This window comes from Tautonia sp. JC769, from assembly GCF_040717455.1.
Taxonomy (GTDB): Bacteria; Planctomycetota; Planctomycetia; order Isosphaerales; family Isosphaeraceae; genus Tautonia.
On record NZ_JBFEFH010000037.1, the window covers coordinates 15,567 to 29,152 of the forward strand.

Here is a 13,586-nt window from a genome sequence, read left to right on the forward strand (position 1 = left end):
ACTACCACCCCCCGATTTCTCGACCATATCGTTCGAGGAGCTTCCTCACTCCCTTCCGACGAGCGCTCCCATTCCCGCTTGACGCCAAACACCCATGCTTGCAACACACCATCAATTACCCCAATCGTTCTGCCCTCAAACCAAGCGCACCCAATCCCCACCCTCACCAAACGAACCCGAGTCTCTCCCCAAACGAGCCAATGTTCTCTCCAAACAAAGCCAATCTTCCGACGAAACGAAGCCGGGATCACGCCCAGGCTCCGCCCACCTCGATCCCGAAACGGATGCACCCGACTCAGCCTCAAGCCCTCTCGAATTAAAGGACTTACGCCAAACCGCTCCTTCTGCGATCGAGCGCACCGGCAAGCGCACCCGGGGCGCACCCAGCGGCGCACCCGGGGCGCACCGGCAAGCGCACCCAGCGGCGCACCCGAGTCGTTCCGATCATTCCGTCGCCGTCGCCGATGCCGTCGCTGAACCCACCGGCTCGGCGGACGAGCCGGGGACGAGGCCCGGGAAGACATGGGCATAGAGCCAGACCACTCCCCCGACGATGAAGGCCAGGGCAAGACTGTGGATCAAGACGGCGCGGAGGATCGTCCCCTCGCGGCCCCCCTCTCCCGTCGCCGCCGCGGCGACGACGATCGACTGCGCATCGACCATCTTCCCCATCACCCCGCCGGTCGTGTTGGCCGAGGCCATCAGGATCGGGTCCAGCCCCAGCTTCTCCGCCGTGATCCGCTGCAGGTTGCCGAACAACACGTTGCTCGCCGTGTCCGAGCCGGTCAGGGCCACCCCCAGCCAGCCGAGCAGGGTGCCGAAGATCGGATACAGCCAGGGCCCGGTCCGGGTGAAGGCCAGCCCCAGCACCGCATCCATGCCCGCCAGCTTCGTCACGAACCCCAGGCCCAGCATGCACAGGATCGCCACCGCCGCCCACCGCAGGCGATAGACGGACAGCCCGAAGACCCTCGCCAGCCCCCTCGGCCCCAGCCCGAGCAGGACCCCGCTCAGGATCGCCGCGATCAGGATCGCCGTCCCGGTCGAGGCGACCGGCGCGATGTCGAGCGTCACCTTCTCGAAGTCGGCCGCCTCCGGCTCGGCCCTCCCGGTGATCGCCTCCCCCTTGACCACCCGAGAGACGAACGCCTGCCCCTTCTCCGCCGCCTCTTCCAGCACCGGCCTCGGCCAACCGAGCGCCGGGGCCGCCTCCCCGATCGGCACGCTGAGCCGGGCCATCGGCGGGTTCCACGAGGTCGACGCCTCCAGCACCCCCTTGATCCCCGGAATCCCCCAGAGGATGACCATGATCGTCAGCAGGCCGAACGGCATCCAGGCCCGGGCCACCCGGGCCGGGGTCAGGTCGCCGACGGTGTCATACGCCGTCTCGACCGGCCCCTCGGCCGCCTCGGCCCGCTCCTCGGGGAAGTGCCAGACCTGCCTCGGCTTCCAGACCCGCAACAGGAGCATCCCCGCCGCCAGGCTCGCGATCGACGAGACGATGTCGACCAGCTCGTACCCGACGAAGTTCGACCAGACGAACTGCGCCGCCGCGAACGACCCGCCGATGACCACCAGCGCCGGCCAGACCGCGACCGTCTCGCGCCAGCCGACCATCATCCGGACCAGCCACCAGGGCACGATCACCGAGAGCAACGGCAAGATCCGCCCGGCCGTCGCGCTGAGCAGTTCGGTGTCGAGGCTCGTCACCTCCCCCAGCGCCCGGATCGGCGTGCCGATCGCCCCCCAGGCCACCGGGGCCGTGTTGGCCACCAGGCAGAGGATCGCCGCCTGCAAGGGCCGGAACCCGAGGCCCACCAGGAAGGCCGCCGAGATGGCCACCGGTGCCCCGAACCCGGCGGCCCCCTCGATGAACGCCCCGAAGCTGAAGGCCACCAGGATCGCCTGGATCCGCCGGTCGTCCGAGAGCCGGGCGATCGACGCCTTCATCACCTCGAACTGCCCGGTCTCCACGGCAATATTATAGAGGAAGACCGCCGCCGTGATCAGCCAGACGATCCGGAAGAAGGCGAAGACCATCCCCACGCCGGCCCCGGCCACCACCAGGTCGGCCGGCATCCCGAAGATCCCGATGGCCATCGCCATCGCCGACGCGAGGCCCGCCAGCGCCGCCTGCCAGGCCGAGGCCTTCCCCGACCCGAGCAACCCCAGCAAGACCAGCACCGGCACCGAGGCCGCCAGGGTCGACAGCGGCCAGGCGTCGAACGGGTCGTACACTTGTGTCCAGACATCGGCCATCGGCGTCGGCCCCTCCCCCGGGCAGCTCGTTCGGCGGTTCGCGAAGGCCCCCGGAGCATACGAGATCGGCCCGGCCGGTCATAGCCCCGGCCGCCCCCCGACCCGGCCTGCCCCGCCCCCCGGGGCGCCCGCCGCAGGACCCTTGACCCCGACGGTCCCCAGGCGTTAATCTCGATGCGCGCCCGACCGATTCAAGCGAAACCATCCCCAAGAACGACGGGCACGCGGCAAGGAGTTTTCGGGTGCATATCGAAATTTCAACCCGTCATGGCCTCACCCTCGATCCAAACCAGCAGCAATACGTGCAACAAAAGGCCGAAAAGCTGCTAAAGTACTTTAACCGCCTGATGGAGATTGATGTTGTCATCGACCACCCCAAGAACGGCTGGTCGATGGAGATGGTCGTTTCCGCCGAGCACAAGCACGACTTCGTGGCCCGGAGCGATGCCCCGGGGCTCGAGACGGTGACCGACCAGGTGGTTCACATGATCGAGCAGCAGATTCGCCGTTACAAGGATCGCATTCAGGACCATAAAGACGAGGTCCCCCACGGTGGCACCTCTCCCACGCGGCCGGACCTTCCCGAGCCGCCCGAATCGTCTGAGGCCCCCCGCCCCCAGGTTGACTGAACCGGGCCCGGCCGCCCCGTCCGGCAACCTTCGGGGGACCTCTGAGGCGTCGAGCCGCACGATCCTTCGGGGCCGGCTTCGCCTCGATGGATGGAGAACCGCATGAAACTTTCGGATTTCGTCGTTCGCGACGCGGTGATCGTCGACCTCCAGGCCACGACCAAGGAGGAGGCGATCCGCGAGATCGTCTCGGGCCTCCGCGACGCCGGTCGGCTGAGCGACTCGGACCTGGAGGGCGTGACCCGGGCGATCCTCAACCGCGAGGAACTCGGCTCGACCGGCATCGGCCAGGGGGTCGCCGTCCCCCACACCCGGCACCCGATGGTCGACCGCCTGATCGGCACCGTCGCCCTGTCGAACAAGGGGGTCGAGTTCGCGGCCCTCGACGGCGAGCCGGTGGACATCCTGTTCCTCCTCGTCTCGCCCCCGAACCAGCCGGGCGACCACCTCCGGGCCCTCGAGAACATCTCCCGCCACCTGAAGGACGAGCAGTTCGTCCGGTTCCTCCGCCAGGCGAGGAGCCGGGAGCAGATCCTCGACGTGCTCGACGAGGCCGATCAGTCCAGCCCCTGAGGCCGCCCCGGCCCCCGCCGGCGGCCCCGGGGCGACACTCGCCCCTTGGTTTTTGCGTGTTGCGTTTGCGGACGTCGAAGGGACGGTCGCTGTGATGCCCCCAGATCTTCGTGACCCCAGGCCGATGGCCGCTCCTGTTGTCGGCCCTCGCCGGACCGGACCGCTGATGAGTCAGGACCACTCCCCAGTTCGTCGTCGGGTGGAAATCACCAACCCGTACGGCCTGCACCTCCGTCCCGCCGAGAAATTCGTCGGCCTGGCCGGGCAGTTCCGCGCCGATGTCCGGGTCCGCTACGAAGGCCGCGATTGCAACGGCAAGAGCATCCTCGACCTGATGACCCTGGCCGCCGAGTGCGGCTCCTGGCTCGAGCTCGAAGCCCAGGGGCCCGACGCCGAGGCGGCCGTCACCGCCCTGGTCGAACTGGTCGCCACCCATTTCGGCGAGAAGGCCGGCACCGTCGACCCCCCGGCCCCGCCCCCCAGCACCGGCGGCGCGACCGGTTCCCGCACCGATACCGACACTGACAGCGACAGCGACCGCGATACCGACTCCAGCCCGCCCGGAGGGCTGCAACCATGACTCCCGGCGCGCGTCCCGCGCCGGCCGACGCCGTGCCGTCAGCGGCCCTCGACCCGATCGCAACGGCCCTCGACGCGACGTCTCTCGCCCCCCCGACGCCCAGGGATCTCGCCGTGTCATCCCCCGCCACCCCACCCAGGACGATGAGGGTTCTCCGGGGAATCGCCGTCAGCCCCGGCGTCGCCATCGGACCCTTGCTCATTCTGGCCCCCCGAGGGCCTCGACTGACCCGACGGACGATCCCCGCCTCGGCCGTCGACCTCGAGCGGCTCCGCCTGGACCGGGCGGTCGAATCGGCCCGCGTCGACGCCGAGGCCGCCGAACGCGACGCCCGGCAGCGGCTCGGCCCGCAATACGCCGACATCCTCTCGGCCCACGTCCGGATGATCGCCGACCCGATGCTCCGCAACGAGGCCGCCACCCGGATCGCTCGCGACCTGGTCACCGCCGAGCACGCCATCTTCGAGGTCCTCGACGGCTACGCCCGGCGGCTCGAGCACCTGGGGGCCGCCCACCTCTCGGCCCGCGCGGCCGACGTCCGGGACATCCAGCGCCGCATCCTCGACCAACTGACCGACCACCCGCCCTCCCCGTCTCCGGCCGACTCGGCCGTCGAGCCGCTCCTGCTGCTGGCCGAGGACCTGACCCCCAGCGAGGCCGCCGCCCTGGACACCGCCCGGGTCCTCGGCTTCGCCACCGAGTCGGGCGGCCGGACCAGCCACACGGCGATCATCGCCGCGGCGCTGGAGATCCCGGCCGTCGTCGGCCTCGGCCGCGCGCTCGACCAGGCCCGGGACAGCCAGATGGCCATCATCGACGGCGACGCCGGGCTGATCGTGCTCGACCCCGACGAGCCGACCCTCGACCGCTACCGCATCCGGGCCGTCGAGCAGGCCCATCGGTTCGCCGAGCTGGCCCAGCTCTCCGACCTGCCGGCCGAGACGGCCGACGGGGCCGGCATCCGCCTGCTCGGCAACATCGAGTTCCCGGCCGAGGTCGAGGCCTGCCGCGAGCGAGGGGCCGAGGGGATCGGCCTGTTCCGGACCGAGTTCTTCTACCTCGGGGCCGACGGCCCCCCGGGCGAGGACGAGCAGACGGCCGCCTATGCCGAGGTGATCCGGGCCGCCGCCGGCCGCCCCGTGACGATCAGGACCCTCGACCTCGGCTCCGACAAGGTCGAACCGGGTCGCCCCCAGCACATCGAGCCGAACCCGGCGCTCGGCCTGCGCAGCCTCCGCCGATCGCTCCGCGAGCTGGGCCCCTTCCGGACCCAGCTCCGCGCGATCCTCAGGGCCGCCTCGGCCGTCGGCGGCGATGTCCGCATCATGTTCCCCCTGGTGACCACCCTCACCGAGTTCCGGCAGGCCCGCGCGATCCTCCGCGACGTGGCCGCCGAGCTGGCCGCCGAGGGAGTTCCGGCCCGCTCCGACCTGCCCGTCGGCGCGATGATCGAGGTGCCGGCCGCGGCCATCATGAGCGACCAGCTGGCAAAGGAGGTGGACTTCTTCTCCATCGGTACCAATGACCTGACCCAGTATATCCTCGCCGCCGATCGGACCAACGAGACCGTGGCCGACCTGTACAACTCGGCCGATCCGGCCGTGCTCCGCCTGATCGACATGGTCGCTCGGGCCGCCGACGCCACCGGGATCGAACTGACCGTCTGCGGGTCAATCGCCGGCGAACCACTCTACACGATGCTGCTGCTGGGCCTGGGGATCCGCCAATTGAGCACCCCGCCGCACCAGCTCCCGGAGGTCAAACGCGTCATCCGAGCCATCCGTCTGGACGAGGCCCGGGCCGTGGCCCGAGAGGCGCTCCAGTGCGACACGGCGGACGACGTGCATGCCCTGCTGACCCGAGCCCTCCGTCTCGCCCTGCCCGATGACCCGAGCGAGCCCGACCTGGCCCGTCAGTAGCGGCCCCTCCCGCCGCCCCTCCGCCTCGCCTCGCCTGGCGACGCGATCAGGGGCTGGCCTCGTCATCCCCCACCCGGTTTCGGCTCGTCGCCGGCTCCGGGACCTCCGGCCCCCCGGCCCGTGCCGACCGGACCCCCTTCTCCCCGTTCGACCCGTCCTCGAGCGACCGGCCGCTGTCACCCCAGGTCCCATGGACGACGCCACTTCACGGCTCCGGATCCGATTCGCCAAACGCGGCGACCTTCGCCTCGTCAGCCATCACGACCTGATGCGCTGCCTGGAGCGGGTGCTGCGCCGGGCGGCCCTCCCCGTCGCCCAGAGCCAGGGGTTCAACCCCCGGCCGAAGCTCTCGTTCCCGCTGGCCCTGGCCCTCGGTATCGAAGGGCGCCGCGAGGTCCTGGAACTGGAACTGGCCGAGCCGCTCCGGCCCGTCGAGGTGCTGCGACGCCTCTCCGACGTCGCTCCGCCCGGCCTGGATTTCCTGGAGGCAATTTCGGCCCCGGGCCGCCCCGGCCGCGTCGCCAGCGTCGAGTACCTGTTCCCCCTGCCGGACGACCGCCGGGGGCCGGCGGCCGAGGCCGTCGCCGCCCTGCTCGGCCGCCAGAGCTGCCCCTACGTCCGCCGGAAGCCCGGCCGCGACGTGCCCCTCGACCTGCGGTCCTCGGTGCTCGAAGCCCGGGTCGATCCGGCCGAAGGCGCGCTGCGGCTCCGGCTGAAGATCGACGCCGGGGTCTCCGCCCGGCCGGAGGAAGTGCTCGATGTCCTCGGCCTTCGCGACCTGATGGCCGCCGGCACCGTCCTTTCCCGGACCGAGGTGGCCCTCACGACCGAGTCACCCGTGACCTCTACCGTCCCCGATCATTCGGGATCATCCCCATCACCCCCAGCCTCTCGCGACGCAACGTGACCGAGACCCTCGGCGTCGCGATCTGGCCAGAGCCCATGACCAGCCGAGCCCTACCCGACTGCCGCCGCCCAGCCCCGCCCGGCCCCTCCAAGCCTCCGCCGCCTCGCGCGGCGTCGAGGCGACGGGCGGCCGGCCGGCCTGGGCCTCTCGGGCCGATCCGGCTGGCCACAACCCCATCGCCCGGAGATTGACCGAGGCATGAGCAAATCCAAAGAAATGCTGATCAACGTGCTCCAGCCCGAGGAGTGCCGCATCGCCATCGTCGAAGACGGCATCCTCGAGGAGCTTTACGTCGAGCGGACCAGCCTGGAGAACTACACCGGCAACATCTACAAGGGCCGGATCGTCAACATCGAGCCGGCCATCCAGGCCGCCTTCGTCGACTTCTCCGTCGGTCGCAACGGCTTCCTGCACGTCTCCGACGTCGAACCCCGCTACTACCGCGAGCAGATCGACGACGACGCGGTGCTCGGCGCCCGGGATCGCGGCCGCGACCCGCGACCGAAGCTGCCCACCGGCCCGGAACGCGGCTCCTCATCCGGCGCCGAGACCGACGACGACCGGCGCCCCCGATCTCGATCCTCCCGCCCCGATCGCCCCCGGGGTCGAGGCCGAGACCGCGAGGAACCGGCCCGAGACGAGGACGACGCCCCCCTGCCCTTCGAGGCCGAGGAACCGGTCGCCGATCGCCGACCGCTGCCCGATCGCCGCCGCGACCGGGACCTGACCCGGGATCGGGATCGGGATCGCGGCCGCGACGAACCCCGGTCGCGCGATCGCCAGGCCGACGAATTCAACGGCGAGGACGAGGACGAGTTCGACCTCGACCGCGACCTGCCCGACCCGGCCGACGCGGAGCCGGACGACGAGGACTCTGACGACGACCAGGCCCCGCGGGCCCCTCGGGGCCGCAGCCGGGGCCGGGACAAGATCCGCGAACGCCGGATGCGCGACCGGGAACGCGACCGCCCCGACCTCTCCGAGAAGGGCCGCCGCGACCGCTCCCGCCCCCGTCGATTCGGCGAAGGGCTGACCGACGACCCGCTCGATCCCCCGGAGGCCGGGCTGCCCCCCGAGCCGGAACCCGATCCCGAGCCGGCCGATCGCCCCCCGCCCGCCCGGGCCCGCTTCGAGAAGGCCACCGGCTCCGCCGCCCGGCCTTCGCTGGAAGGCCCCCGGGAGTTCGGCCGGGGGCTCGCGCCGGAGAGCGAAGGGTCCGACGACCCGACGGGCCCGCGCCGGGGCCGCTCGTCGGAGCCGGGGACGGAGCCGGAGCCCGAGGAGACCTCGTTCTCCTACCGCTGGTCCGTCGAACGCAAGCCGGAACCCGAAGACTACGAAGGGGATCTGCCCCCGAACCGGACCCAGCGCGGCCGGCCTGCGGCCCGCCCGGAGTCGGCCGAGGATCGGCCCGACGGCCCCCGAGAGGCCGACGACGAATCGGCCGGCCGATCGGGCCCCCCGTCGCGATCGGGCCGAGGTCCGGCCCGCCGCCGAGGCCGGGGCGAATGGGACGCCCCGGCCCCGACCGAGGGGGACGACGACCTGTTCGGGCCGGCCCCGGAACTGCCCGGCCGGGACCGAGCCGACGAGGCCGCCGAGCAAGGCGCCGAGCGCCGCCCGCGATCCGGTCGCGACTCGATCCGAGGCCGGGGCGACCGGGAACGCCCCGCCCGGGGCCTGCCGCGCGGCCCCGGCGCCGAGGGAGAATCGCCCGAGGGCCGGGAATCGGAGCCGGGAGAGTCGGCCGGCCCCGGCCGCCCTCGCCGGATCGACCGCGCCGGGGAGCCCGGGTACGTCCCGCGTCGCGAGCGGGCCAAGCTGCTCGATCGGTCGAGCGACCTGGAGGAGCCGGATCTGCCGACGCTCGACGCCGACGCCCGGGGCGACGCCGACGGCGACGACGATGAGAACCGCCGCCGACGCCGCCGACGCCGCCGACGCGGCCGGGGCGACCGCGACCGCGAGCCGGGCTTCGAGGCCGATCGCGACGAGTCGCCCGACGCGGCCGCGGCCCAGTCCGACCTGGGCAAGCCCCCCGCCCTGATCGACGAGTCGGCCCTGGCGAACGAATTCGACTTCGTGGACCACGACGACCAGGACGACTTCGACGGCGACGACGGCGACGACAGCGACGCCGACGACCAGGAGGTCGTTTCCGAGGACATCGAGCCGGAACTCCTGGAGGAGATCGCCCGAGAGATCGAGGAGATCCGGGTGCTCGAACGCGAGGTCGGCTTCCGGGGCCAGGGGGGCCAGGGCCGATCGCGCGACGACGACGAGGACGACGACTCGGCTCGGGAGACGACCGTCGTCCGGGGCGGCCGCCGCGTCACCGTCAAGCCGCCGATCCAGGAGGTCTTCAAGCGGGGCGACGAGGTCCTGGTGCAGGTCATCAAGGAGTCGATCGGCACGAAGGGGCCGACCCTCTCGACCTACATCAGCATCCCCGGCCGCTACCTGGTCCTGATGCCCGGCCTGAACCGCGTGGGGGTCTCCCGGAAGATCGCCGACGAGGGGCAGCGCCGCAAGCTCCGGCAGATCATGCACGAGCTGAACCCGCCGAAGGGGCTCGGCTTCATCGTCCGGACGGCCGGGCTCGACCGCTCGAAGCGCGACCTGGCCCGCGACCTGGCCTACCTGCTCCGGCTCTGGAAGGTGATCCTCCGGCGGATCAAGAAGGCCCGGACCCCGGCGCCGATCTACCAAGAATCGGACATGATCATCCGAACGATCCGGGACATCTTCAATTCCGAGATCGACACCATCTGGATCGACGAGCCGCAGGCGTACGAGCGGGCGAGGGAGTTCCTCCAGGTCGTCATGCCCCGCTTCGTCGACCGGCTGAAGCTGTACGAGGGGAAGGTCCCCCTGTTCCAGAAGTACGGCCTGGAAGAGGAGATCAACAAGATCCAGCGCCGGCAGGTGCACATGCCCGAGGGCGGCTCGATCGTCATCGACCAGACCGAGGCCCTGGTGGCGATCGACGTCAACAGCGGCAACTTCCGGGTCGAGGACGACGCCGAGCGCACGGCCTACGAGATGAACCTGAAGGCCGCCAAGGAGATCGCCCGGCAGCTCCGCCTGCGCGACCTCGGCGGGGTGATCGTCAACGACTTCATCGACATGAGGGACGAGCGGCACCGCCGGGGGGTCGAGCGGGCCCTGCGTGAGGCGGTCAAGCGCGACCGGGCCCGGACGAAGATCCTCCGCATGAGCCAGTTCGGCCTGATCGAGATGACCCGCCAGCGGATCCGGCCGAGCCTGAAGCGGTCGGTCTACCACGAGTGCGACCACTGCGGCGGCGGCGGCCTGGTCAAGACGGTCGAGAGCATGGCCATCGACGCCATGCGGCTGATCGCCTTCGCCATCCACCGCGAGGGGGTCCGGGGCATCCGGGTCGACGTGTGTGAAGACGTGGCCACGTTCCTGAACAACCGCAAGCGTCAGGAGCTGGCGGCGATCGAGTCCGGCTCGTCGATCGCGATCCAGATCTGCCCGGTCAACCGGGCCGTCCGCGAGCACCTGGTCGTGCAGATCGTCGACGCCCACGGCAACGAGGTGCCGTTCCTGTCGAACCAGAATCCGCCCCCCTCGGGCCCGCCGCCCCGCCGACGCCGCTGAGGCGTCGGCAGTTCGCCCGGGTGATCCCCGGCAGGATCGAACGCCCCGGTGACCGGATCGGCTTCAGGACCGATCGATCACCGGGGCGTTTCCGCGTTCAGGCGCGGCTGACCGCCTCTCGGATGGCGCGGCCGACCTCGGAGGTCGAGCCGGTACCGCCCAGGTCGGGGGTCTTCGGGCCGTTCGGATCGGCCAGGATCCGGGCCACGGCCGATCGGACCGACCCGGCGGCCTCGGGGGCGCCGAGGTGGTCGAGCAGCATCCCGATCGAGAGGATCGCGGCGATCGGGTTGGCCTTGCCGGTGCCGGCGATGTCGGGGGCCGAGCCGTGGACCGGCTCGAACATGCTGGGGAAGGCCCGCTCGGGGTTCAGGTTGCCCGAGGAGGCGACCCCCATGCCCCCCTGCAGGACGGCGCCCAGGTCGGTGATGATGTCGCCGAACATGTTGGTGGTGACGATCACGTCGTACCGCTCGGGCGCGACGACCATCCGCATGCAGCAGGCGTCGACGTGGTGGTAGTCGGTCGCGAGCGTCGGGTAGTCGGGGGCGACCTCCTCGAAGGCCCGGTTCCAGAGGTCGTGGGCGAAGGTCAGGACGTTGGTCTTGGCGACCAGCGAGACGAGCCCGCGCTTGCCGGCGTCTCGGGCGGCCGGGCTGAGTCCGGGGAAGACGCGATCCTTGGCCCGTTTCTCGGCCAGGGCGAAGGCGTAGCGGAGGCAGCGCTCGACGCCGGCCCGGGTGTTGATGGAGGTCTGGATGGCGACCTCCTCGGGCGTCCCCTTGCGGGTGAAGCCGCCGGCGCCGACGTAGAGGTCCTCGTTGTTCTCGCGGACGACGACCATGTCGATCTCGCCCGGCCCCTTGCCCTTGATCGGCGTCTCGACGCCGGGCATGAGCTGCACGGGGCGGAGGTTGATGTACTGCTGGAACTCGAACCGGATGCGGAGCAGGAGCCCCTTCTCCAGGACCCCGGGGGGGACGCGGGGGTCGCCGATCGCCCCCAGCAGGATGGCGTCGCAGCCGGCGAGTTCCTGCAACACCGAGTCGGGCAGGACCTCCCCGGATCGGAGGTAGCGGTCGCTCCCCAGGTCGAACGACTGGAACGACAGCCCGAGGTCGTGGGCCGATCCCAGGTCCTGGAGGATGGCGAGCGCCTCGCCGATCACCTCAGGACCAACACCATCACCGGGGATCACTCCGATCGTGGCCACTGCGTCTCCTCGCTCTTGGGTTCGTTGTGCGTGGGGAGGGTTCGATTCTCGGGAAGGGTCACCCGGCTTGCCGGACGCCCGTAGAATGAAGGGTGCATCTCGAAACCGATTCGCCCTTCGATGCGATGCCGCCGCCGGGGCCGTTTGGCCCGGGGGCCTCCGCGAGGGGCGCCGTCGGCCCCGTTCGGGACCGGGACGCCCGTTGACAATCTCAAGCGGCGCTTCATACTACGAAAAAACCCGGCTCCGATCGACGCCTCGCCCCTCGCGAACTTCGATTGGTTACATCAGTGACCCTGGCCGGTTCGAACACGTCGCCTCGCGCCTCAACCATCCGATCGACCGACCTCGCCAACGGAATGACGCTTATGGGCACCTCTGCCGAAGGAAAGACTCCGGGCCCGCCCGAAGCCGCTGCACCGCCGACGACGCCCCCGGCCGCCCCCGCGGCGGGCGGAGACGCGAAGCCGAGTGCCGGCGCCCCGCCCGCGGCCCGGGCATCGAGCCTCCCGAGGCAGGCCCCCGCCGGCCCGAAGTCGGCGGGGGCGGGGTTGTCGGCCCTCTCGGAGGCGAATCTGGAACAGACCGTCATCCGGCGGGGGCTCGTGACCGACCAGGAGCTGCAGACCTGCAAGGCCCACCGCGCCCGGCTTGCCGAGTCGGGCCAGGCCGAGGGCAAGGGCCTGCTCGAGGTGCTGGTCGCGGCCAAGGCCCTGACCCCGACCCAGGCCCAGCGATTGCTCCGCGACCTGGGACGCGAGTCGCAGAAGAAGCACGAGATCCCCGGCTATCAACTGCTGGAGAAGCTCGGCAAGGGGTCGATGGGGATCGTCTACAAGGCCAAGCAGACGAGCGTCGACCGGGTGGTGGCCGTGAAGGTCCTGCTCGACGTGCTGGCCCGCAACAAGGAATTCATCCGGCGCTTCCAGCGCGAGGCGACCATCGCCGCCCGATTGAACCACCCGAACATCGTCAACGCGATCGACGCGGGCGAGGTCAACGGCCTGCACTTCTTCGTCATGGAGTTCGTCGAAGGCACGACGATCAAGGACGTGATCGAGGGCGGCCACATCTACGACGAGCCCGAGGCGCTCCGGGTCGTCCTGGCCGTGGCCGAGGCCATGAAGCACGCCCACGAGCGGGGATTGATTCACCGCGACATCAAGCCCGAGAACATCATCCTGACGAAGGACGGCAACGTGAAGCTGGCCGACCTCGGCCTGGCCCGCCTGACCGCCGACGAGAAGCAGGCGGTGGCCGAGGCGGGCATGGCCATCGGCACGCCCTACTACATCAGCCCGGAGCAGGTGCGCGGGGCCACGGACGTCGACATCCGGAGCGACATCTACAACCTCGGCGCGACGCTCTACCACATGGTCACCGGCCGCCCGCCCTTCCCGGGGGACGACCCGACCGAGGTGATGAAGAAGCACGTCGACAAGTCGATCACCCTGACCCCACCCGACCACCTGAATACCCGCCTCTCCAGCGGGCTGGGCGAGGTGGTCGAGACCATGATGGCCCGCAACCGGGAGAACCGCTATCGCGACCCCGGCGACGTGATCATCGACCTGAAGGCGCTGATCGAGGGCAAGCGGCCGGTCATCGCCGAGCAGAAGGCCGACACCCTCGCCAAGCTGGCCGAGGGGGACGCCGACGAGGACGAGGCCTTCTACGGCGAGGCGCACGGCCCCGGCATGACCGACGAGGAGCGGGTCGAGCTGGCCGGGATCGTCAACGCGAGGAACAACATCATCACCGTGCTCGCCATCCTGCTCGGCCTGTCGCTCGTGTCGAACGTCATCCTGATGATCGCCCGCTGAGCGTCCGGGGGCCATTGCTTTTCGAGGCGAGACGGGCGGCAGCGACGCGGGGTGGACCG

General features: G+C 70.9%; 9 protein-coding genes. 7 read left to right on the forward strand and 2 right to left on the reverse strand.

Annotated elements, in window-relative coordinates:
- Nucleotides 1–444: 444 nt before the first annotated feature.
- Entirely contained in the window at nt 445–2,259 is a 1,815-nt protein-coding gene (locus tag AB1L88_RS24520) for an L-lactate permease (RefSeq protein WP_367099340.1), read from the reverse strand.
- A 242-nt stretch (nt 2,260–2,501) separates the two neighbouring features.
- Between AB1L88_RS24520 and raiA the strand changes: the two genes are divergently transcribed.
- The 6 genes from raiA to AB1L88_RS24550 all read left to right on the forward strand — a co-directional run bounded on the left by raiA (nt 2,502) and on the right by AB1L88_RS24550 (nt 10,491).
- Complete coding sequence (gene raiA, locus AB1L88_RS24525; RefSeq protein ID WP_367099341.1) at nt 2,502–2,888, forward strand: ribosome-associated translation inhibitor RaiA; 387 nt, start codon at nt 2,502–2,504, stop codon at nt 2,886–2,888.
- 102 nt (nt 2,889–2,990) lie between these two features.
- Nucleotides 2,991–3,461: a PTS sugar transporter subunit IIA gene (locus tag AB1L88_RS24530; RefSeq protein WP_367099342.1), complete on the forward strand. Its 471-nt coding sequence runs from the start codon at nt 2,991–2,993 to the stop codon at nt 3,459–3,461.
- A gap of 166 nt (nt 3,462–3,627) precedes the next feature.
- Entirely contained in the window at nt 3,628–4,041 is a 414-nt protein-coding gene (locus AB1L88_RS24535) for an HPr family phosphocarrier protein (protein WP_367099343.1), read from the forward strand.
- Nucleotides 4,038–5,960 (forward strand): phosphoenolpyruvate--protein phosphotransferase, encoded by a 1,923-nt coding sequence (ptsP, locus tag AB1L88_RS24540; protein ID WP_367099344.1) that lies wholly within the window; start codon nt 4,038–4,040, stop codon nt 5,958–5,960. The genes AB1L88_RS24535 and ptsP overlap by 4 nt, the downstream gene beginning before the upstream one ends.
- A gap of 190 nt (nt 5,961–6,150) precedes the next feature.
- Nucleotides 6,151–6,867 (forward strand): TIGR03936 family radical SAM-associated protein, encoded by a 717-nt coding sequence (locus AB1L88_RS24545; protein WP_367099345.1) that lies wholly within the window; start codon nt 6,151–6,153, stop codon nt 6,865–6,867.
- Between the two features lie 198 nt (nt 6,868–7,065).
- Nucleotides 7,066–10,491, forward strand: a complete 3,426-nt coding sequence (locus AB1L88_RS24550; protein ID WP_367099346.1) for an Rne/Rng family ribonuclease — start codon at nt 7,066–7,068, stop codon at nt 10,489–10,491.
- Between the two features lie 97 nt (nt 10,492–10,588).
- Here AB1L88_RS24550 and AB1L88_RS24555 read toward each other — a convergent pair whose 3' ends face one another.
- Nucleotides 10,589–11,704: a 3-isopropylmalate dehydrogenase gene (locus AB1L88_RS24555; RefSeq protein WP_367099347.1), complete on the reverse strand. Its 1,116-nt coding sequence runs from the start codon at nt 11,702–11,704 to the stop codon at nt 10,589–10,591.
- A 368-nt stretch (nt 11,705–12,072) separates the two neighbouring features.
- On the opposite strand from AB1L88_RS24555, the gene AB1L88_RS24560 reads away from it, so the two are divergent.
- Nucleotides 12,073–13,527 carry a serine/threonine-protein kinase gene (locus AB1L88_RS24560; RefSeq protein WP_367099348.1) on the forward strand — a complete coding sequence of 485 codons (1,455 nt, stop codon included), beginning with the start codon at nt 12,073–12,075 and terminating at the stop codon, nt 13,525–13,527.
- Nucleotides 13,528–13,586: the final 59 nt, after the last annotated feature.